Consider the following 22,291-nt stretch of genomic DNA (forward strand, 5'->3'; position numbering starts at 1 on the left):
TCATAACGAGTATCGCTCGCAAAGCGTGCGATATCTCGTTTCACCCTTCTTTATTCTCTCTTCTGGTATGATAGAACAAAAATAAATGCAAAGCGGATACCAGCCAAATGCAATAAAAGCTGAAGATATGACTTAAAAAGACCGCCATAAAAGCACCGGCACAGAAGGAAAGGAGCATGACGGCGTGTCCTCTGAACAAAACGGCCGCATTTTCATTTTTATCCCTAACCGCCTTTACAAGATTTACCCCGAGCTGCCGGACGTGTGCCGTACAGAAGGTCGTCGCCATATTGACTCCCTCCGCCTGTCTAAAGGCAGTAAACTGCATTGCACAGATAAAACTGAGTGCGACCTGCGGAACATGATCCGGTACGGAAGATGGCATAAGACCGATTGCAAAGGAAACAAAAGCTTCAAAGAGAAGCAGCTTCTCTTCAAAAAGACTCTTGTTCTTTTGATTCATTTTCCCGGAAACAAATTCCGCCATACATACCCCAACGATATAAGCCGTCAAAGGAACAAAAGCATAGAGGCCTTTCTTCCAATCTCCGTTTCCGAAGGAAAGCATCATCATTACCAGATTCGCCGTCTGTGCATTGGCAAAAACCTTTCCCCGAAGGCTAAAAGTATAGCCCCCGTAAAAGCCGCCGGCAAACATGAGGAGTGCAAAAAACCACAGTTTTTCCACAACCCGGTAATTTCCTTCCGACTTCAAAGCGCTCTCCTTTCCTAAACCTTAACTTACTCTATCTCTTTGCTTAATATCTTAGTATTCTCCCCCATCTTGCTTTCCTAAGCCTTAGCTTTTCACCCCATCGTTCTCTGCCTTACAATCTCATAGGCGAGCACGCCGCAGGCTACGGAAACATTTAGGGAGTCGATATCGCCTTTCATCGGGATAGATGCCTGCATATCGCAATTTTCCTTCACGAGACGAGAAACGCCTTCTCCCTCATTTCCCATAACGAGTCCGATTGGCCCCTTCAGGTTCAGCTTATACATGCTTTCTCCGGCCATGTCGGCGCAGACGAACCACATCCCCTCTTTCTTCAGCTCCTCCATGGTTTGTACAAGATTCGTCACCTTACAGACCTTCGTATAATTCAGAGCGCCGGCACTGCTTCTTGCGACTGTCGCAGTCAGCCCTACCGCGCGTCTCTTCGGGATAATAACCCCGTGCGCACCACATAGATTCGCCGTACGAATCATGGCGCCAAGATTATGCGGGTCTTCGATTCCATCCAACAAAAAGAAGAAGGGCGCCTCTCCCTTTTCCTTGGCAACAGAAAGGAGCTCCGGAAGCTCCGCATAGGAAAATGCTGCCAGATAGGCAATCACTCCCTGGTGCAGCTCTCCCGCACTGATTTCATCAAGTCTCGACTTCTTAACAAAGTCGACTACCGTATCCTGTTTTTTCGCTTCCCGTAAGATGCTTAAAATCGGCCCGTCCTTCAGACCTTCCTGCACGAACAGACGATCAATGGTTTTCTTTGCCCGAAAGGCTTCCATGACCGGATTTCTTCCCACAAGGGTATATCCCTCTTCTCTCATTTTTCCTCTTCTCTTTCCAAAAGGAAGGAAAGACCGGCTTCCATAAGTGCCTTTAGTCTTTCTTCCTTATTTTGATAATGTAAATACCCGAGCACTGCCTCAAATCCCGTAGCACGGCGATAATCTCCGATTCCGGAATTCTTGGAACGACTCTGCGACTTATGATTTCTTGCCCTGCGGTAAACCGCCAGCTCTTCCTCTGTGAGAAGTTCATTGGCAAGATAATATTCCATAACATCCGACTGCGCTTTCGCGCAAACCAAGTCCTTTTTCTTACTGTTTATCTTGTTTAAGGACCCGGAAAGGTCGCGAATCAGTCTGTCCCGAACAAAAAAGTCATAAATAGAATCCCCCACATAAGCTAAGCTTAGGGGGGGGATTTGCAATGCAAGGCTGTCCTTTAGATCTTCTGCCATTCTACTCCGTTTCTGGTGTCCTTAAGGGCAATTCCCATCTCCAGCAGTTCATCACGAATCCGATCCGCCTCGGTAAAATCTTTATTTTTCTTGGCTTCCTGCCGCTTTGCAATGAGAGCGTTGACCTTCTCTTCCAGCCTCTCGTCCAGCTTCTCTTCCTTTTTCTCCGTACGAATGCCGAGAACATGCACAAGGACAGCAATTGACTCTTTCATGATGGAGCCGAAGTCTTTGGAAGACTCTTCATTTACTGTAGAGTTTGCAAGACGCACCAGTTCAAAAATCTGGGTAATGGCATCTGCCGTATTTAAGTCATCCTCCATCTTCTCGGAGAAAAGAGCGGTATATTCTTCTACCTTCTTTAAGGCTTCCTCTTCCTCTTTGGACATGCCCTGCTCTTTCAGACGAGGAAGCAAATCCTCCAGTCTCCAGATACAGCTTAAGATTCTGTCGAGAGAGGCCTTCGCGGACTGCATCAGTTCCTTAGAGAAATTGAGCGGGCTTCTATAGTGCGCAGAAAGCATATAGAAGCGGAGAACCATCGGATCAAACTGGGATGTCACATCCCGCACGGTAAAGAAATTTCCGAGCGACTTCGACATCTTCTTGTTATCAATATTGATAAAAGCATTGTGCATCCAGTAGCGGGCAAACTGTTCACCGTGAGCCGCCTCATACTGGGCAATCTCATTTTCATGATGCGGGAAAATAAGATCCTCTCCGCCGGCATGAATATCCAGAGCCCCTCCGCAATACTTCGGTGCCATAACACAGCACTCCGTGTGCCAGCCCGGTCTTCCTTCACTCCAGGGAGAATTCCAATACGGCTCTCCCATCTTCTTCGGCTTCCAAAGCACAAAGTCGGTGGGACTCTTCTTCTCTTCCTCACCGGAAACCTTGAGCTCTCGAAGTCCGGATTGCAAATCCTCCATATTTTTATGAGAAAGCTTCCCATAGGGTTTAAAAGCGGTCGTATCATAATAGACTGTACCGTCTACCGCATAGGCAAAGCCTTTTTTCTGCAAGTCCTCGATGAGGCTTACCATGCCGCCAATTTCTTCCGTTGCCTTCGGATGGGCGGAAGCTGCTTCGATGTTGAGATCCGCCATATCCTTTTCCACCTCGGCAATATAGCGCTTTGTAATGGTCTGGCAATCTACGCCTTCTTCTACCGCAGCCTTGATGATTTTATCGTCTACATCCGTATAATTCGAAACATATTTTACCTGATAACCCTTGTACTCCATAAAACGGCGAAAGGTATCAAATACAATCATAGGACGAGCATTTCCGATATGAATCAGATTGTATACGGTCGGCCCGCAGACATACATTCTGATCTTTCCTTCTTCAATCGGAACGAACTCTTCCTTTTCCTTTGACATGGTATTATAAATCTTCATAAAATCCTCTTTTCTTAAGTCCTAACGTTCTTTGTAGTTTATATCTTCACCCTATTTTAGTCAAGAAAGGGAAAAGCTGCCATGAACGCTTTTTCCTGTCATAGCAGCTTTTCTTATATCTTTTCTTATATCTCTTTTTATATCTCTTTTTCTATCTCTTATATTCGTTGAAGAAATCCTGGAAACTCTTAAAAGGATTCTCTTCCCCTGTACTGCCATTTCCGTTTTCGGTAGAAGGCTCCGTTTCTTCAGGTGTATTTTGATTACCCTGACCGCCGTTCTGAGAGGGTGCATTTCCGTTGTTTCCGGTATTTCCGCTTAAGGCGGAAGCCTTTCCGAGTACCACCTTGACCTCCATCTCGTTGTACTTTCCGGATCCGTCCTGACGCATCAGCGTGAGCCTCACCTCTTCTCCCGCTCTGTACTTGGAAAGCAGAGACTTTAAATCCGCAGTGGTATAAACGCCCTGCCCGTCCAGCTTGGTGATAATGTCTCTCTCCTGGATTGCACTGTTCTCGGCACCGGTATCTTCCAATACTTTGAAAATATAGATTCCTTTCGGCATCGCAAAGCTTTCCGCCGTCTGTGCATCAATATCTTTTACCTGCACTCCAAGAACGCCCTGCTCGCCCTCCGGTACCTTATCTCTGGTCGTTAAGTTGGATAAAGAAGAAAGAATGCCTTCCGCTGCAGAGGACGGAATGGAATAGCCCATGCCCTCTACATCCGTATCCGCATATTTTGCTACATTGATTCCAATCAGCTCTCCCTGCATATTCAGAAGCGCACCGCCGGAATTTCCCGGATTGATTGCCGCATCCGTTTGAATCAGCCCCTTGGATACCCCCTCTTTCGTCTGTACATCTCTGTTTTTTGCGGAAATGATTCCGCTGGTTACGGATTGTCCGTAGCCGAGGGCATTTCCGATTGCCACAACAGGGTCTCCTACTTCCATATCATCGGAAGAACCCACTTTAATGGCCTTAATCTTCTCTCTTGTTTCCGGTGAAATGTCTGAAAGCTTCACGGAAACCAGCGCCAAATCGACTGTCGCATCGGTTCCCTTTACCTGTGCGTTTGCCGTACTTTCATCGATAAAGCTGACCGTCAAAGAATTGGAGTCCTGAATCACATGGTTGTTGGTCGCAATCAGAAGTTCCGTATCGTTCTGTCCCACAATAACCCCGGAACCGCTGGCCGGTAATTCCGTCTCTTTCTGTACTTCTCCGAAAATGGAAAATCCGTTTTGCTGATAACGCATCATATTGGTGATGGCAACAACGGAAGGCATAGCCTCCTTTGCCACCTCCGCAACGGTTTTTTCGCTTCCTTGAGAAGAGGCAGTTACCGTATTCTCCGAAGCCTGTGTGCTTTTCTCCGTTTCCGGCATCACGGAAGGACTGGACAGCATCGCTTCCGGATTTTCTACTCCGCTATCTCGTAAAATAGAATAGATATTCCGTTCCTGGGCAATATAGTTCACCCCCACCATCATCCCTCCTGCTACAAGACCAAAAAGCAGGGCAGACAAGATAACCCCTATTATTTTCTTCATTCCACTTCCCTCTCTTTCGGGCACATCGTATAAAAATTTTGTGTCAACTTTGTGACGAGGCAGACATAAAATTGCATTTTCTCAGTCTGCAAGCTTCTCCAAAAGCACGATGGCCTTCGCCGCAATGCCTTCCTCCTGTCCGGTAAAGCCCAAGCCCTCTTCCGTTGTCGCTTTCACGGAAATTCTTTCCCTCTCACAGGATAGTGCCTTGGCAATATTTTCCTCCATCAGAGGAATAAAGTCTTTCACCTTCGGTTTCTGCATGAGAAGCACCATATCCGCATTCCCCAAGGTATAGCCTTGCCCCTTTACCAGTGCATAGGCCTTCTCCAACAAAATAAGGGAGGATATTCCCCTATACCGTTCATCGGTATCCGGAAAATGTCTCCCTATATCCCCCAGTGCCGCGGCACCAAGAAGAGCATCCGTCAGAGCATGGAGAAGGACGTCCGCATCCGAGTGCCCGAGGAGCCCTTTTTCATGCGGAATCTTCACGCCTCCCAAAATCAAATCTCTTCCTTCCACCAATCTATGTACATCGTAGCCCAAACCTACTCGCATGACTGTCTCCTCACTTTGCTCAATCCGTAACGGGAAAAATCCGTAATGTGAAAAATCCGTAATATGCAATATTAAATCTGTATCCGCAATTTTCTGGGGCGACAGGAAATGCTTAAATCCTGCTTTTTCCCCACTGTTTCTCCGTCCACATGACAGAGCAGTCCCTCTTCCATATGAATCTCCGCCTTCTTAAAGCGATAGCAGTGCACTCCCGGCAAAGAACGATGTATGCCGAAAAGTGCAGCCAGCATAAAGCGAAGTAAACGAAGTTTATGAGTAGTACTCACCAAGCAGAGATCCAGAAAACCGTCTTCTCCCGAGGCACCTTTTCCGAAAGCATAGTGTCCTTCATAAGGGTGATTATGCACGGAAAGAAAAAGGATGTGATTGAACTCAATTCTCTCTTCTCCGTCCAAAACTATGGTTCCTCTGCACTTTTTGGCTCCGACAATCCCCTTTAAAAAGGCATAGATATAGCTTAGGGTACCGGAATGATTGCAAATGGAGCTCACGAGTCCTCTGTTTTCCTTTGCAATGCGTCTTTTCTCTTTCGGGCAGATATCGAAGCGCATGGTAAAAAGCTCATTTAAAACCATGGCATCAAAGCCGACTCCGACACTGACCACAAAACGGCGATGCTTCCTCATGCTCTCCACTATGCCGTAGTCTACTCTTCTTTCCTTTTTTTGCAACAATTCTTCTATACTGCCGGGAACCTTATAGCATTTTTCCAGTCCGCGAACAAAATCATTTTCCTTGCAAACCGGAAAAAAAGCCAAAGAAACACGGTCATTGTCCAATTTAAGACCGTCCACCACCTCATTCAAGGTGCCGGTTCCCCCAATGACCACGATTTTTTTCTCTTCCCGACTGTCTTTTGTGATTTCCCCCGCAATGGACTTGGCATCGCCCTTTGCCTTGGTAAAGAAAAGTCGAAAACCTTCCTTTTCCAGAAAAGCCTTGCCATCCTCTTCCAACTTTTTCCAAGTCCTTAAGCCCTGTCCCCGCTGCGCCAGGGGATTAACAATGAAAAATAACATCCAATACTCCGCACAATGAAAATAAGCCACTTTCGGTATATTCACTCTCTTACTTTATACAGCGGAGTATAGCACAGCTCCTTTTAGCCATGTATAAAATTAGTATAAAGAGTCTCTGCCGCTTTCTTAAGCTGACTATCCTTTGCGCGGTCCTGGACATAGCTATTGCTGTCCGCTTCGGGAATCTCTACCTTAATGTCCGGAGTGATTCCGACCTTATGAATGTTTCTTCCGGCGGGAGTGAAATAGTAATGTGTGGTAAACTCAACGGCTGAACCGTCCGGGAAAGAGCGAACCGTCTGCACAATTCCCTTTCCGAAAGACTGCGTCCCGACAACTATAGCTCTTCCGTAATCCTGCATGGCGCCCGAAAAGAGTTCGGAAGCCGAAGCGGAGTTTTGGTTGACGAGAATCACAATCGGCATATCCACTTCATGTCCGTCCTCGCAATACCAATCCTTTCCGTTCCCGTTCTTATCTTCCGTATACAGTAACAAGGTATCTCCTGCCTTGAATTCTCTATCGGTTTTAGACTGAATTGCTCCGGACTCTTCTGTAGCCTTCTTCTCCGGTTTGGACAGATGGTCCGGCAAAAAATAATCCAGAAGTTTGGTGGCCGCTTCCACATCTCCTCCGGGATTTCCGCGTAAATCAATAATCAGTGCTTCATCCTTCCCGTCTACTTTCTCTTCATATTGGGAAATAAACTCATCCACCGCCTCCATGTAGAAGCCTCTGAGAGAAAGATAGCCGATTTTCCCCTTGGGAAGGCTGTCGTCTTTCAGCATCTCCGCAGGATCTCCGTACTCCACGGCGGGGATAACAACCTTTCCGCGCGTAATCCGAAGCGTAAGTTCCTCTCCGTTTCGCTTTACAATCATTTCCAAGGAGCTGCCTTCCACTCCCTTTACCAGATTTTCAACAATATAGGTTAAACTCAGATCCTTTACGGAAATCCCGTCCACGCGAAGAATCACATCTCCTGCCTGAAGGCCTCCCTTTTCCGCCGGAGAATCCGGATAGACAAACTCTACCTTAGGTCCCTCTTCCGACTCGGAAACCGTGGCTCCGATTCCCTGATAGACTCCTTTTTGCTGATTAATCGTCTCGTCAATTTCTTCTTTGGTGTAGTAAGCGGCATACGGATCATCCTCTAAAAGGCTGTTTAACAGCCCCTTATAGATGTCGTTTTCCGCATTGATTCCATTTTCCGTATAAAGATAATACTTCTGAATCAGATCCTGCAATTCTCCGAGTTTCTTGCTTACCCGGGCAAGATTGATTTCTTCCTTCTGCGTCCCCTGTGTCTCTCTTTTCAAAAATTGGAGACCCGGATAGCTGAAATAATAAACATAACAAGCCGCACCACCGAGCGCAAAGGAAAAAAGCATGGCGAACAAGACTAAAACGAAAAGCGCGGTCTTTCCGTTCTTCTTGCTTCTTTCCATGCTTAAATTCACTTCTTTCTTGCTGTCTTCTTTAAGCTCTATCTCCGACGGATATTCCTTTTCTTCTTCTCCCATGACATCCTGTCCTTACGCTTCTGTTCTTTAAAAATCCAAATGCTCCATGTACTTCATATATTTTACTACCATCAGTGCAATCTGGAATGTAATGGCATCATCAAATACGCGAAGGTCCAGTCCTGTTGCCCGATCCAATTTATCCAAACGATAGACGAGCGTATTTCTATGGATAAAGAGCTGTCTGGAGGTTTCCGAAACATTTAAGTTGTTCTCAAAGAACTTGGAAATGGTTTCCAAAGTTTCTTCGTCAAAATCATCCGGGGACACATCCACAAAGATTTCCTTAATAAACATCTTGCAAAGCGGAATCGGAAGCTGGTAAATCAATCTGCCGATGCCAAGTGCATTGTACGCTACAATCTTTCTGTCCACAAAGAAAATCTTGCCGACTTCCAAGGCCATCTTTGCTTCCTTATAGGAACGGGATACTTCCTTGATTTCGTTCACAATGGTGCCGTACGCCACTCTGGTGGAAAGCATAACCTCGGAGGAAAGCATATCCAGCATGCTTGCCGCAATCTTCTGCACCTCTTCGTAACCGTCTTCCGGCTGCAGCTCCTTCACCACAATAATATTCTTCTCATCCACCGCCGTCACAAAGTCATTGGATTCGGAAGAGAAGAACTCCTTCAGCGCATCCTGTGCCTGTACATCGATGGTTTCATCCGACTCCACAAGGAAAACCACTCTGCGAACGCCGACTTCAATGTGCAGCTTCTTCGCGCGGTTGTAGATATCCACCAGAAGAAGATTGTCCAAAAGAAGATTCTTTACGAAATTGTCCTTATCGAACTTTTCTCTATAGGCAACGAGCAAGGTCTGTACCTGCAAAACCGCAAGCTTTCCGACCATATACACATCATCGGTGTCTCCGTGCGCAATCAGCACAAACTCCAGCTGATGCTCATCAAAAATCTTAAAAAACTGAAATCCGCCCGCAGCCTGTGAATCAGCCTGAGACTCCGCAAAGGATACCACCATCCCCGACAAATCCCTGTCTTCAACAAATGTGGTGGCAAGAACTTTTCCGTCAATATCCGCAATAGCAATGTCCAGCCTTGCGATTCCCTTAATGGAATCAATCGTACTTTGCAAAACCTGATTTGAAATCATCTTTACTCCATCCTTTTCCTCTATTGATCTGCATTGGAAGGGCGAAAACTCTTCTCGCTAAGGCCTGTTTGTATGCATCACCCTTATTTTTGCGACAAAAAAATACTGCATTGCCATAACCCTTGTTTCCATCCTTACTATAAACAGTTTTTAATCCTATTTCAAGCATTTTAAAAAAAGACAGGATGAAGAATCTCTTCTTTCCTGTCTTTTTCTCCAAATTTCTAATTTTATTTTATGAAATATTCACAAAGCTTTCGCTTAGTTTGTAATGGTTATCTCTGTTTCTTTATCAAAGATATGAATCTTGTTCTCATCGAGCGCGAAGCGAACCGTATCACCTGTTCTTGCCTTGGTCTTCGGATTGACTCTTGCAGTCCAAGAGGCATCCGCGATGTCAAAGTAAAGCAGTGTCTCGGCACCGAGCATCTCGTATACACGAATCTCTGCAGTAATAAGAGACTTGGAATGATTTGCAAGATAATCTTCTTCATCATGTAAATCTTCCGGACGAATACCGAGTGTTACGGTTTTTCCGATGTAGCCCTTATCCTTTAAGGCAGCCGCCTTCTTCTCGTTTAAGGTAATGGTGTTTCCGGCAAAGCTCAACTTCACTTGGCCGCCCTCTTCCGTACACTCCGCGTCAATCATATTCATCTGCGGGGATCCGATAAATCCGGCAACGAACTTATTGCAGGGTGTATCGTAAAGATTCTCCGGGGTATCCACCTGCTGAATAATACCGTCCTTCAACACTACGATTCTGGTTCCCAGCGTCATAGCCTCGGTCTGGTCATGGGTTACGTAGATGATGGTTGTCTCAAGAGACTTATGAAGCTTGGCAATCTCTACACGCATCTGTGCCCTTAACTTTGCATCCAGGTTGGAAAGCGGCTCGTCCATCAGGAAAACCTTCGGACGACGTACAATGGCACGTCCCATAGCCACACGCTGTCTTTGTCCGCCGGAAAGAGCCTTCGGCTTACGATCGAGCAAATGCTCAAGGTCAAGAATTCTTGCAGCCTCATGCACTTTCTTATCGATTTCATCCTTCGGAACCTTACGAAGCTTTAATCCGAAAGCCATATTGTCATAAACCGTCATATGTGGATAAAGAGCATAGTTCTGGAAAACCATGGCGATATCTCTGTCCTTCGGTTCCACATCATTCATCTTCTTTCCGTCGATGAAGAGTTCTCCGGTACTGATATCCTCAAGACCTGCCACCATACGAAGAGTTGTGGACTTACCACATCCTGAAGGACCTACAAAGATGATAAATTCCTTATCTTCGATTTCCAAGTTGAAGTCTTTTACCGCAACGAAACCGTTAGGATACTTTTTGACTACATTCTTAAGCTGTACACTAGCCATGTGCGTTCTCCTCTTCCTTCTGTCTATAAATCTTTTTTATTCTGTCTTATTGCTTCTAAAAGCTTGAAATACCCTTCTCGCTTTCTTTTAAGAATAGCTGTATTGTATCTTGTTTCTGTGCATCTGACTATTGACTATCTTCCGAAATTCATCCGCAAATTTTGTACAGTTTATTATATGTTTGACAGAAAATCGACAATTTAACTAAATTTATTTGCTCAGTTTTAGCGGAAATTCAGTTGAAAACACGAAGAATCCCGGGGAAGTATGAAGCCTATAAAAATTCTTTATTTCTTTGTCCTTTATTCATCCTTTTCATGATAGAGTTTAAAAATCGCCGTTTTCGTGATTTTAATCTTCTTTTCCTTCAAGAGCTTCCCTATTGCTTTCTTAAAAGCCGCCTTCGATACACCGAAGTCTCTCTTTACCTGCTCGGGGTCTACCGTCTTATCGGTATAAGGAATATGCCCCGCAAATTTTTCCTCCAGGATACGCTCTATCTGCTCCGCACATTTCTCATAACGGGAAGTATTGACCTCTTCCTGGCTGATATGCCTTGCATCTTCTTTTTTCTTCGTATACATGCTGGCTGCTAAGCGTTCCGTCTTATCGATATAAAGATAAACCTCTACCTCCATATCCTTCTTCAGGGCATATCGCATTTCTCTATGCGGAAGCAGGATGTCTTTTTCCAAGCCGATGTCCATAAATGCACCGATGGCGTTCACGTCGTTCACCCGAAGCTTGGCAATCTCTCCCACTTCCATATAGGGCTTCCTGGTTGTGGCAATGAGCCTGTCTCTGGAGTCCTTATAGACAAAGACCGTTATCTCATCCCCAACTTTCTTTCCCTTCGGAACCTGGCGAATCGGAAGAAGTACCCCTTCTTCTCCCTCATTTCCCACGAAAACGCCAAAGTCCTTTTCTCTTAGAATCTTACATTTTTGGGATTTTCCTAATTTCAACATGGCAGCACAGCTCCTTATTCTGATTGTAAAAGGCAACAACTTTTCTATCTTCTTCTATGGCAATTCTTGGAAAAATAGAATCCCCGAGGGTATACGCCTTCAAATATTCCGCTCGAATTCCGAAAGGCTCCATGCTCTCTTTTTTATTTTCTTCCGAAAAAGAAAATGCAGGCCTCCCGCTGCTTTGGAAGAGAAGCTCCTCGCTAAGCGCAATATAACGGGCATTGTTCATATGATGATTGGTGTCCAGATACTCCCTCGGTACGGGAAAGTCCTGCCCCGCCTGCCATCCTTCCGGAAAAGTGATTTTACGTTGCAGAGGAGGCAAATGCAGAACATCCTGCGGTTTTCCGAAAGGCTCTACCAACTCTTCCGTAATCTTTTGCGGTCTGCCCTTTTCCGTGTCAATGCAGAACCACTCACTATCCGCCTTGACCAGATACTCTCCATCTTTATTCTTAATCCAGAAATTTCGGTAAGCAAAAATACCGCGAAAGAGGTGAGGGGAGGTTCCCACCGTAATTTCCTCATAAAGCGCCGGAAAGGCAAAGACCTGAATATCCCAGGCGCTTAAAAGCCAGGCTCTTTTCAACTCCAGCACCCTCTCTATGGACATTCCCACATCATGAGAATGAAAGGTGGAACAATCCTGTAAGAGGTTTACAATCCCGAGGAGACCCATTTTTCCATTTTCCCGTACCTCGGAATAGCGCACTCTTTCCTTAATTTCGTACATTTTCTCCCTCTACTCTCTACGTTTCTATCATGGGGCGATCCAGCTCTATTGCACAATCCATCCCTTTTTCCTCTTTTACCGCATCCCTTATCTCCGCCTGAATCTTCATGGCCGTTTCTTCCGTTACGGAATAGGGCAAAAGAAGGTCAAAGTATAGGATTTCTTTCTCCTGCTCTTTCTTAAACTGAATATCGTGGAAGCTCCCTTCGGTATGATAGCAAGCCAAAGTCCGCTTCACGATAGAAGACAGCCAGACCACGTCCTCTTCCGCAACAATCGGATCCACATGAATCAATAAGGAAAAACCGAATTCCTTTTTGATTCTTCTCTCCATATCATCCACCTTCTCATGGATGTAGGCAATACTTTTTCTTCCGTCACAAAGAACATGAATACTTCCCATCGCATTCTGCGCTCCGTAAGGATGATACAGAAAATCATGGACAGCCAGAAAGTCCTTTTCTTCTAAGACGGTATCCCGAATTTCCTTGTACAATCTTTCTTCAATCGGCTTTCCCAATATTTCCGTAATGGTTTCTCTCGCCATCTTTATGCCGTTAAACAAAATCAGCACGCCCAAGCCCAAGCCTAAAAAGGCATCTATATTATAGCCTTTTTTATAGTAGAGGAGAACCGATACCAGCGTGGAAACCGTCATCAGAGAATCCAGAAGCGCATCCATCGCTGTCGCTTTAAAAAGTGTGGACGAAATTTTCTTCCCGATAAAGCGAAAATAAAAAAACAAAAACACCTTAATCAAAACGGAAAGTAAGAGCAGCCAAACCGCAGGAGCAAAAAATACGAGTTCCTCCTTCTTTCCTAAAGAAAAGAGTCCCGAACGAATGGTGTCCAAGCCCAATTGAATTATAAAGGTACTCACCAGAAAAGCTGCCAGGTACTCAATTCTGCCATGCCCGAAGGGATGTTCTCTGTCCGCCTTTTTCCCGGACAGTTTTCCGGCTACAAGGCCGAGGATGGAATTGCCGACATCCGACAAGTTGTTCCAAGCATCCGCCGCAATACTCAGGGAATGAAGAGAAGCAGAAAGAAGATATTTTACAACAAATAGAAAAAGATTTGCCAGTATGCCGAAAACCGCCGCCCTCGTTGCAATTCGTTCACGCTCCGTTTCTTTCATTTCACCCTCCAAAAAGGAAAATAGGGAGCTGCGAAAAGCCGGAAACGCTCCCGCTTTTCACAATCTCCCAAAGAAAGTTTATCCACTCCGCTTTTTAAACCGACTCCGCATAACCTGCAAGCTTAGAGGTGCAGTGAGGACAACGGGTTGCCTCGATTGGAATCATCGTCTTACAGTACGGGCACTCCTTCTCCGTCTCCACTGCCGGCGCTTCCTTCTTCAGCTTATTCATCTGCTTTACAAAAATGAAAACCACGAGTGCCATGATCAGAAAGTTAATCACTGCGGTAATGAAGGAACCGTAGGCAAAAACCGCTCCCTGTTCTACCGCTTCGCTATATACCTTTGTGGTCTGTCCGGCAAGAGGAATGAACATATTGTCAAAATCAATCTTTCCGGTAACCAGAGAAATGAGCGGCATAACAAGGTCGCTTACCAGCTTGTTTACCAATGCGGTAAAAGCGGAACCGATAATCATACCGACTGCCAAATCAATCATATTTCCCTTTAATGCGAACTCCTTAAACTCCTTTAAAAATCCCTTCATCTTTTCTCCTTATACTAAGTAAACTCTTTTTTGGAACTTTTCCTTACATCGTCCTGAAATCCCTCGCTACTCTAGTATAGAAGAAGCAATTTGGCAAGCATAATTTCAAAAAACGGGAAGGATTTCAAAAAATTGGAAGGATTTTTCCGGCTTGATAAACCGCTTTTTGCTTTAAGTCCTTATCCACGATCAGATAATCCGCCACTTTTCCGACTGTGATACTGCCGTAATCCTGGTCCACTCCCAGAGAACGGGCAGGATTTAAGCTGGCCGCTGTCACGGCCTTCCTAAGAGGAATGCCCATCTCCTTTACCGCCGTACACAGGCAGTCATAAACATTGGATACGGAACCTGCCAGTGCTCCGTTCGAAGTTAATCTGCAGTGCTTTCCTTTCTTCTCCACTTCCTGCCCTCCCAGGTCATAAAGACCGTCCGGCATCCCTGTAGAGCGAAGACTGTCACTGATGAGAATCACTCTGTCCTCTCCCAAAACCGTAAAGGCCAGGCGAACCATCATCGGGTGAACATGAACGCCGTCGGCAATCAGTTCCGCAAAAACCTCTTTTTGTTCCATCGTTGCCCCGACCACACCCGGATTTCTATGATCCAGTCCCGTCATGGCATTAAAAAGGTGTACCGCATGAGAGGCTCCTGCCCGATATGCTTCTACTGCCGTTTGGAAATCCGCATTGGTGTGCGCCAGTGAAATTCTCACCTTCCCCTGCATCTTCGGAATAAAATCCTTAAAAGCGGGATTTTCCTCCGGTGCGATTCCCATATACTTTACCAAGCCTCCGGAAGCCTCCAGGAAACGATTCGCAATCCTGTCATCCCATTTCAAGATGTAATTCGGATTTTGGGCTCCTTTTTTCACGGGACTGATAAAGGGTCCCTCCATATTGATTCCGAGGAGACGAGCCTCTCCAATCTTTAAACCCTCGTCCCGGTAGGTTCTCGCAAGACCAAGGACCTTTTCCAATTCTTCCACCGGAAGGGTCAGTGTTGCGGGGCAAATACCGGTAATGCCGTGCTCCGCTTCATACTTTGCAAGCGTCGAGACGGCTTCCCTTGTTCCGTCGCAAAAATCCTTCCCCAGACAGCCGTGAAAATGAATGTCTATGAGTCCGGGAAGCAGAAAGTCTTCCTCCCCGGAAAATAACTCTTCGTCACCGAGTTCCCTCTCCAAATCCACCGAAGAAAAACGTCCATCCGAAACGGCTATTCTTCCCAGATAAAATTTCTTGTCTTCCGCAAAAATCTTATATTTTTTTCTATCCTCGTCCATGCCCTATTCCTTCTTTCCCGCTGCTTCCTTAGAAAATAAACCAGTTCAATATTCGGTTATTTATGCCATTATAACACAGTTCAATATTCGGTTATTTATGCCATTATAACACAGTTCAATCGGATTTCTCAGACTTAAAATAGGTCTGAAAAAGGGTAAGCTCTCGCCACTCTCCTTTCAGACCTATCTTGTACAAAAACTCTTTACAATTTTATTTTTTTACAGCCTTATTTGATTCCATCTCCTTTTCAGAGCCATGTATAGGGCAAGAAGTATTCCGCTGATTCCCGAGAAAATGACATAGAGAATCGATTTGGAAGAATCCGCTGTTTGGACTCTTCTCTTGTACTTCGATACCACTTTGATAAGCTGCTCCAGCTCTTCCCGATCCTCCTGCGTCAGAGGACGCTTTCTTCCCAGAATAGCCTTAATTCTCGAGTTTATTTCCCTTAAGGTTTTGGGCCTAGGAGTAGAAGGCCTGTCCGGTTCCGGCGGAATCTCCGGTGTTTCCGTCGGTGTCGGCGGAGTCGGAGGCCCCGGCGGAGTCGGCTTGTCATTTGGAGGAAGAGAAGGATCCGGCGGTGTGGGCGGTGTCGGGGGATTCGGCCCCGGTTGGTTCGGCTCGTATTCATTAACGAAAAGAATTTGTTCTGCCGGAACATCGTCCTTAAAAATTTCCTTTTTAACCGTCAGGTGTGAAGGATTTGCCGGATCTTCTTCCACGGTGAAAACCACTTGGTAGCGACTCTTATCAAAGCGATACCCTTTTAAGAGCGCTTCCTCTCTAACTTCATAGGTATACTTTCCGGGCGCAGGGAAGGCAATTTTCTCAAAGGTTCCGGTTCCCGCCCCATTTACCGTAATTTGTACTTCCTGCCCCGGACTGTTCCCCGGCATGGGCGCCGGATTTGCGGGAAGTTTCACGCCGGCATTGCCTACGGCTGTCAATTCCGTCTTCTTCCAGCTTAAGCTAAAGCGAAACGGATCTTTATTTTCAGGACTGCCGCCCTTTACTTCCTTCTTAAGAGAAAGTTCCTCTTCGGCAGGAGGCAAGGAAAGGAGATTCCTAAATTCCAGTGCATCCCCGGAAACCGTCGCACTCATGGTGCCGTTTCCAAGATCCTTTACCTTTACAATAAGGTTTTTAACGGCTTCCTTATCATTTTCCACGAGAGGAACGGATCCGCTTTCCGTCACGGTATAGCGATACTCTCCCGGTAAGGAATACGTGATTTCTCCAAAAGAGATTTCTCCTCCGTCCGCATCCGGATTCGTCTTCGTAAGGCTTCCTCCGCTAGCTTCCGCGGGCATCGGTGCCCCGTCTAAAGCTGTCAAAGTGAAGCTGTATTTCTCCTTGATATCCGGGACGGTTACTCCGCCGTAATGCTCCAGCACCTTCTTTATGCTTATTTTCGGTTTTACCTTATCTATTCCGAAGGTATTGGTAAAGGTAAGAGGCGTTGTTGCATTGACTGTAGAGGTATAGCTCAGCTTTTTATCGTCCGGATTGGTGACTGTTACCGTAAGGGTTTTTTCTGAAAGCAAATCATTCTTGATCCTCGGGAAATTCCCCGTCTCTGTAACCGTATAAGTATAGGTTCCGGGACGAATGAATTCTATCGGTCCAAACTCCAGAAGACCGCCGTCCGCATCCGGATTGGTTTTTTCCGTCACAACCGGCTGTCTGTTTCCGTCCAGTAAGCTTGCTCCGGCTTCCGCCTTCAAAGTAAAGCGGAAGGCATTCCGAATATTCGGAGCCGTAACACCCGCTGGGCCGTCCAGGACCTTCTTCACCGGAATCGATACCTGTACCGGTGCAATCAGGTTGTGGCTGCTCGGAGCCTCCAATTCTTTGATGACTTCGGAGGCCGGAACATCCTCTCCGTTAAAGGTGATGCTCTTCAGATACCCGGTATTCACATTGTGAACCGGCAGCTTCTTCTTATCCATAGACGCCGTCATCTTTACATAAGCCACCAGCTTTCCCTGCGTATCCAGGATGAATCGCTTACCCGCCTTCGTGGTTCGTGCATCGACGGCGATAGCCTTGATGTCTTTCTTATTGACTCCGGCATTATTTTCCGGATGTTTATAATCCCAGACCTTCCAAATACTGTTCGGGTTCTTCGGATTGTAAACACTGTTATCACTATTGTAGGCTGCCGTGTCATACTTCGGCGCTCCCAGATTCCTTTGTGCTTCGGTAGTAGGTACAACCGTAGAATAATACACCATCGGCTCCAAAACATCCGGATTCTCGGTCGTAAGCCCCTTCTCAAAGGGTTTTTTGTTCAGGAAGGAACTGATATCGATGCCGTCAAAGTCTCCGTTTCGATCCTGCTCTTCTCCCAAAATATCAAAGAGAATAATATCGGTCGTCCTGGTACTGCTCAGCGCCTGGTACAAGAGGCGATGCCGATAGGGGTCGCCCATATAGCTCACATTGTCCTTTGCGAAGGGTTTATGAACTTCGGTGGAAACATAGTTGCTAAAGCCCGCCTGCACAATGGTGATGGCCTCATAGTTCAGAGGCATATCCGTTACACTCATTGTCTTATAGTGGCTCGGATCCGCATTCCATGCATTCTCCATCTCCTTCTGAAAATACGGTTCTTTCAGTCTTCCGGAGTGTCTTTCCGGAATCCCGTTTGCTTCATTCTTCGGACTAAAGTTCGGAATCCATTTGGTTTCTTTCGAGGTGTTTAGAAAGGCTGCCGTATTCTGAAGAATCCTTCCTCTGTCCAAAATGTTGGAATACGGATTATGCACGATGTAGCCCAAACGAATCCTGGATGCATTTCCTCCAGAAATATTCTTTCGGCCTGCCGGCGTCTTAAAGCTCACCTTCATCATGGTTTGTCCGGAGTCTTCCCAATTTTCTATAAACTCAACTTGGTAATCTCCCCTGTCAAAATCACCGCCATAAGCGCCGCCTTGCCCGTTAGGACCCAGATGGATTTCTTCTTCCTTGACATAGGTTCCCGCGGGAAGAAGGTCATAAATAATTCCATCCCTTAAGAGGTAAGGAGAAAGGTATTCCTCTTTTCTTAAGGGTTCCGGCAAAGCCACTTGATTATGTATATCTACATAGCAAAGATGAAGCTGCTCACCGTGCACCGGGTCATCCTTAAATCCCCTTACAAATCCGTCGGAATACGTAATATTATCGAGGTATTTGTTTATACTCGAAGTAAGCTGCATCGGTCTATGGACGTAGGCGACCCTATCCCACTGCTTTCCAAGTCTTCCTGCGAGACTGTCGGCTCCCGTATCCGCCTTCCCATAGCCGGGCCCGGCAACCGCACTATTCAATCCCGCATTTAAGGCTTTCTGATACTGTTCCCGCATGGCTGCACTCGGCGTTAAACTGATACCGAAGGCCGGTTGCAAGTTGGTCTGATAGGCCTTTGTCGTATTTCTGAACTCGATTCCGCTGACACCGCCCGGAAAAGCCGCCTTTAAATCCAGATAGTTCGCACTTGTGATGATATTGTTTCCTTGCTGAGCCGTAACTTTCGAGTAACCGCTTTCCGGTGTAAACGTAAATTGATCCTTGTCTATTGCCTGAAAGCTTCCATATTTTTCATAGCTTGTGTGTCCCTTTTTTCGAATCCACAGCTCTACCGGGGCATAGCTTGCAAAGTTTCTACTGATTCTCCCCGTAGGAGTGTAGTTCACCGGAGCACTGACCTGCTCCACGTCGTACACTTCCATGTTTTTAATGGAAACACTGTCATAATAGTAGTCCTCTTCCTTTAGTTTATAGACTGCCGTTCCCGGCTCTCGAAAGCCCGTTTCCAGGTTTATCGCCGTAGTCGGATCCGTATTTAAAGGCTCAGTCATCCAGACATTGTTTTTCAAAGTATATAAGTAGTACTCTCCGTCATCCCGCAAAACAATCTTTGTTTCCGGCACGGTGTACGTGCCGTCCGCATGCATCACCACCTTACTGCCATCCACTTGATTGCTGGCAAAAAGGTAGTACATGGGACTCGTTCTCGCATTTCCGGAGATGGGAATATTTTGAGCCCCATCCGCAAAGAGAGTCTGTAAACTGTCCGTAAAGATCCATCCGTCACCGGTGTTGTTCTTATCCATCTGGACTTTCCCCTTCGGTCTTAGGGGAAGAATAACCTTGGCCTGATTCTCCAATGTCGCTTCGGAAGAGCCGTTTCGAGTGTACCCGTCTGCCCAGGTTTCCGTCCAGCTCACCTTGTTTTTCAGAAGAAAGCCATGCTCTACCATGTCCACATGATTCGCGATGGCATTGGTAATCTTCGTCATGGGATAGCGATACAAGGCTACATAACGTTGTCCGCCTTGATAAGACTGAAGCGGGTAGCCATCATAATCGTAATAGCTTCCGGTGGAATTCTCGAAAGTATCGTCAGAAGGACCACCCGGCCGCTTCACCGGCTCCTTATCGATTCCGACAAAAGTTCTTCCTATAGGATTAACCAACCAATACTGATCTGCCGGCGGTGCGGAGTTCATGTATCTTGCAATATCCGGATAACTGCCGGAAGAGGTATCGGAATCCAGATAGGAAGCGTAAGTATATCTGTTCCACCAAACAGACTGGGGCATCTTCTTTACCCCTACCAGCTGTCCCCCGTCTGCTGTATTATTATCCAGGTGAAAACTGTAGGTAAAGCCCTGGGAGCTCCCTCCGGGACGGTCCGCATCAATATACCAGGGGACATAAAAATACGAATCCGCATCAGCCGGTTTGTCTCCCCAGGCGGGATCCCACTTGTAGAAGAGTCCTCCCGTTTTTCCTCCCGTGCCGTGCTTAATTGTCATCTTAAAAGGTTTCACTTCCGTTTGCAGGGTTACGGAAAGATTGTCCTGCATGCTTGCATTGTATTGACTATCCGGATGATGGATTTCGGCAAAAACCGGAAAAGCATTCCGATACTCTCCGATTTCCTTCCCTCCTACCTGTTTATGCTCCATCTGCACCATGGTCGGTCGCATGGGATAGGCGAACTCCGCCTCCAAAATCATGGCCCCCGGTACTTCACTATGATTAACCAGATGGTAGTACTTCTCTTTTTTTCCGTTAATAGGCCTTTCCACTTCCGTATAGTTAAAATCGCTTAAACTGTTGGTCTCCGGTGCTTTGGGAACCTGGGATTGCACCGGTTCCATCCCGTCCTGAAGGTTATAACGATCTTTATAGGCCACCAGTGTCGGGTGAGTGGTACTCCAGCTTTTAAAGACGCTCTCGGGAATATCGATGCTAATCGATCCGGGCGGATATTTCGTATCCTTATTTCCTTTTAAGGTAAATTCCAGCATCATAGTAGAAGTATCCAGCTGATTGGAAGATTTCGCAGGAGGAATAATCTGCAAATTCTTTCGTTCCCGAATGTTCGTAGCAGCTAAAGGATCGGAGTAGCTGTGTCCGGTCGTGGCATTTTCCGTCCCTGCTTGAGGGTCCGGTGCCTCTTTCCAATAGACCTGAAAGGAGTGGTTACTCGCCTGTCCTACCGATTTTCCTCTGCCGGTCCCTGCCAAACCATAAGGACTGAATTCTTTTCCGGAAAAGCGCAAAGTCGAATCTCCGTCCGTAAGAGGAAGGAGCTCCGCCTCTCTTCCTTCCGGAAGATGCACAAGGCTTAGCTCTTCTCCCTCCGGAAGGGAAACCGTATACTCGTCCTTTTGGAAGAGAGTCTTTTCTTTCCGGATTTCTTCCTCGTCCACATATTCCTCAACCCATGTGCCCGGCTTAATGGAGAGGGCTTCTTCCAGAGCGGGACTCTTCTTTAACTCTACCTGTACAGCCTTTCCTTTTTTCGGCTGTACTGCCACTTCTTCTCCCTCTTCCGTCACACGGAAAAACCCGATATCCACAGCATAAAAAGAGCGAAGCTCCACTTTCTGTCCGGAAGCTTCTTCTTTCTCTTTTTCACTTAAGACTTTTTCCTTCATGGCGGAAAGCGTTTCTTCCTCCTCCACAGGGCGCAGTCTCATAAAGGTCCCCTCGGGGAAGGTATCCTCTCCGTATTTTGCACGAACTAAGATGCCCTCCTCTGTCGTCTCCTCAAATTCTCCGGCAGCTAAAAAAGCGGTATCCTCCTTCGCATTTTCCGCTTCTGTATTTTCTGTCTCTATATTTTCTTTCTTTTTATCACGCAAATTAGAAGGCGACTCTTTCGAAATCTCCTCCCTATCTCCCTTTTCAGCAGGTTCTGCTTCCATTCCTTCTGAAGCTTCTCCTTCTATTCCTTCCTGCTGCGGATTGCTCTCCGATGCAAAAAATGCGCCTTCCTGCGATATCTCTTCCGTGCTTTCTCCTGCGTACGCTATCTGTACATTGCTAAAGCTGAGCACCGCACACAAAAATGCGGAAAGTACTCTTTTCCCGACTCCGTTTCCGGAAAACTTTAACATACCGTCTCCTTACTTTTTTTCAATCCTCTCTGCTGCTTCCGCCCTGTATCATGAACTCTTTTTCTATATATTTTTTTATAATAAATCATTTAACGTTCATAAAAGTTTTTATTACTTTCATAAAATAGGCTCCTTAGTTTTTCGACAAGATCCTTTCATTTTATAAGAATAGGTCTCATCACAAGGTATAAGGCGGTACGCGCTCAATCGAGTAGGGGGAATTTAATCCCCCTCTCACACCACCAGTACGTGCCGTTCGGCATACGGCGGTTCAACATAACTTCAAGGCATGACGCTTATTATAATATTCGAGACAACTTATTAGTCCTGCTTTCGCAAGCACTTCCTCAGAGATTGCTCTTACAACACACGTCTTCGTGACAACCCATTGGTAGCGGTCACCACAGTATGAGGTTAGCCTCGCAAGGTCCTTGCCTATTCCCAGTTTCTGCAAGCCCCACTGTCGCTTCTTTGGTACTTTCCACCGCTTCCAAATAATAACCCGAAGCCTTGTCCGTAAATGTGCGTCAATCGCTGTCATCGCTGTTTTCATGGAGCCAAGGGCATAATAGTTAATCATCCTCTTGTTACCTGATTGATTTTCTCTATCTTCTCCCTTACTTTTTCAGGCGTTTTCCTACAGGTCAGTTCTTTTAGCCTGCGCTTTATTTTTACAATCGAG

Annotated in this window: 18 protein-coding genes; all 18 read right to left on the minus strand. The window is 46.2% G+C overall.

The features are described 5' to 3' along the window. Nucleotides 1-40: 40 nt before the first annotated feature. The 18 genes from HMPREF9624_RS05785 to HMPREF9624_RS12285 all read right to left on the minus strand — a co-directional run bounded on the left by HMPREF9624_RS05785 (nt 41) and on the right by HMPREF9624_RS12285 (nt 22,189). Nucleotides 41-715, minus strand: coding sequence for a YoaK family protein (locus HMPREF9624_RS05785; protein WP_009536941.1), 675 nt, complete (start codon nt 713-715; stop codon nt 41-43). Nucleotides 716-807: 92 nt separating this feature from the next. Then, entirely contained in the window at nt 808-1,551 is a 744-nt protein-coding gene (rlmB, locus tag HMPREF9624_RS05790; RefSeq protein ID WP_009536942.1) for a 23S rRNA (guanosine(2251)-2'-O)-methyltransferase RlmB, read from the minus strand. Then, entirely contained in the window at nt 1,548-1,967 is a 420-nt protein-coding gene (locus HMPREF9624_RS05795; protein WP_009536943.1) for a Mini-ribonuclease 3, read from the minus strand. The genes rlmB and HMPREF9624_RS05795 overlap by 4 nt, the downstream gene beginning before the upstream one ends. After that, entirely contained in the window at nt 1,952-3,370 is a 1,419-nt protein-coding gene (gene cysS / locus HMPREF9624_RS05800) for a cysteine--tRNA ligase (RefSeq protein ID WP_009536944.1), read from the minus strand. Before cysS ends, HMPREF9624_RS05795 begins: the two co-directional genes overlap by 16 nt. Before the next feature lie 151 nt (nt 3,371-3,521). After that, nucleotides 3,522-4,925 (minus strand): S1C family serine protease, encoded by a 1,404-nt coding sequence (locus tag HMPREF9624_RS05805; protein WP_009536945.1) that lies wholly within the window; start codon nt 4,923-4,925, stop codon nt 3,522-3,524. Nucleotides 4,926-5,006: 81 nt separating this feature from the next. Then, on the minus strand, nt 5,007-5,486 hold the full coding sequence (gene ispF / locus HMPREF9624_RS05810; RefSeq protein WP_009536946.1) for a 2-C-methyl-D-erythritol 2,4-cyclodiphosphate synthase: 480 nt from the start codon (nt 5,484-5,486) through the stop codon (nt 5,007-5,009). 71 nt (nt 5,487-5,557) lie between these two features. Continuing rightward, a complete protein-coding gene (locus tag HMPREF9624_RS05815; protein WP_009536947.1) occupies nt 5,558-6,526 on the minus strand; it encodes a diacylglycerol/lipid kinase family protein in 969 nt (322 codons plus the stop codon). 83 nt (nt 6,527-6,609) lie between these two features. Continuing rightward, a complete protein-coding gene (locus HMPREF9624_RS05820) occupies nt 6,610-8,049 on the minus strand; it encodes a S41 family peptidase (RefSeq protein WP_009536948.1) in 1,440 nt (479 codons plus the stop codon). A 27-nt stretch (nt 8,050-8,076) separates the two neighbouring features. After that, nucleotides 8,077-9,165: a PucR family transcriptional regulator gene (locus HMPREF9624_RS05825; RefSeq protein ID WP_009428856.1), complete on the minus strand. Its 1,089-nt coding sequence runs from the start codon at nt 9,163-9,165 to the stop codon at nt 8,077-8,079. Next, nucleotides 9,131-9,385 carry a hypothetical protein gene (locus tag HMPREF9624_RS05830; protein ID WP_154646754.1) on the minus strand — a complete coding sequence of 85 codons (255 nt, stop codon included), beginning with the start codon at nt 9,383-9,385 and terminating at the stop codon, nt 9,131-9,133. The genes HMPREF9624_RS05825 and HMPREF9624_RS05830 overlap by 35 nt, the downstream gene beginning before the upstream one ends. 41 nt (nt 9,386-9,426) lie before the next feature. After that, on the minus strand, nt 9,427-10,539 hold the full coding sequence (locus tag HMPREF9624_RS05835) for an ABC transporter ATP-binding protein (RefSeq protein ID WP_009427900.1): 1,113 nt from the start codon (nt 10,537-10,539) through the stop codon (nt 9,427-9,429). Nucleotides 10,540-10,841: 302 nt separating this feature from the next. After that, nucleotides 10,842-11,507: a S1-like domain-containing RNA-binding protein gene (locus HMPREF9624_RS05840; protein ID WP_009536949.1), complete on the minus strand. Its 666-nt coding sequence runs from the start codon at nt 11,505-11,507 to the stop codon at nt 10,842-10,844. Next, a complete protein-coding gene (locus HMPREF9624_RS05845) occupies nt 11,476-12,243 on the minus strand; it encodes an acyl-[acyl-carrier-protein] thioesterase (RefSeq protein ID WP_009536950.1) in 768 nt (255 codons plus the stop codon). The genes HMPREF9624_RS05840 and HMPREF9624_RS05845 overlap by 32 nt, the downstream gene beginning before the upstream one ends. A gap of 16 nt (nt 12,244-12,259) precedes the next feature. After that, entirely contained in the window at nt 12,260-13,381 is a 1,122-nt protein-coding gene (locus tag HMPREF9624_RS05850; protein WP_009536951.1) for a cation diffusion facilitator family transporter, read from the minus strand. 94 nt (nt 13,382-13,475) lie between these two features. Next, a complete protein-coding gene (gene mscL, locus HMPREF9624_RS05855; protein WP_009429535.1) occupies nt 13,476-13,928 on the minus strand; it encodes a large conductance mechanosensitive channel protein MscL in 453 nt (150 codons plus the stop codon). A 124-nt stretch (nt 13,929-14,052) separates the two neighbouring features. Further along, nucleotides 14,053-15,213: an N-acetylglucosamine-6-phosphate deacetylase gene (gene nagA / locus HMPREF9624_RS05860; protein ID WP_009536952.1), complete on the minus strand. Its 1,161-nt coding sequence runs from the start codon at nt 15,211-15,213 to the stop codon at nt 14,053-14,055. A gap of 219 nt (nt 15,214-15,432) precedes the next feature. Further along, nucleotides 15,433-21,609: a Spy0128 family protein gene (locus tag HMPREF9624_RS05865; RefSeq protein ID WP_009536953.1), complete on the minus strand. Its 6,177-nt coding sequence runs from the start codon at nt 21,607-21,609 to the stop codon at nt 15,433-15,435. A 271-nt stretch (nt 21,610-21,880) separates the two neighbouring features. Continuing rightward, on the minus strand, nt 21,881-22,189 hold the full coding sequence (locus HMPREF9624_RS12285) for a group II intron maturase-specific domain-containing protein (protein WP_009536954.1): 309 nt from the start codon (nt 22,187-22,189) through the stop codon (nt 21,881-21,883). Nucleotides 22,190-22,291 lie beyond the last annotated feature (102 nt).

Source organism: Oribacterium asaccharolyticum ACB7, from assembly GCF_000238075.1.
GTDB classification, from domain to species: Bacteria; Bacillota; Clostridia; order Lachnospirales; family Lachnospiraceae; genus Oribacterium; species Oribacterium asaccharolyticum.